Genomic DNA, 329 nt, shown 5'->3' on the forward strand with positions numbered 1-329 from the left:
TCCGCCCGGCTTTGCCGTCGTGCTTTTCGCGCTCCAGCAGATTGACCAGATCGACCGTGGAGTAGAAGCGCACGCGCTTACCGTGCCGGGTGATGCCGGACACGGCCAGCGCGGTGGCTAGGTGGGTTTTACCGGTGCCTGGCCCACCGATCAGCACCACGTTCTGCGCGGTGTCGGTAAAGGCCAGGCTGGCCAGCTCGCTGATCAGGCGTGCGTCGGCGCTAGAGGCGTTGAAATCGAAGCTGGCCAGATCGCGGTGCATCGGCAGCTTGGCCATGTTCATCTGGTGGCTCACCGAGCGCATGGCGCGATCTGTGTGCTCTTGTTCC

General features: G+C 64.1%; 1 pseudogene. It reads right to left on the minus strand.

The features are described from left to right. Positions 1-329, minus strand: a pseudogene (istB, locus tag FHL16_RS33925) (IS21-like element ISPst3 family helper ATPase IstB); the annotation flags it as partial.

Origin of the sequence: Pseudomonas sp. FSL W5-0299, assembly GCF_005930655.1 — a bacterium.
GTDB lineage: Bacteria > Pseudomonadota > Gammaproteobacteria > Pseudomonadales > Pseudomonadaceae > Aquipseudomonas > Aquipseudomonas mandelii.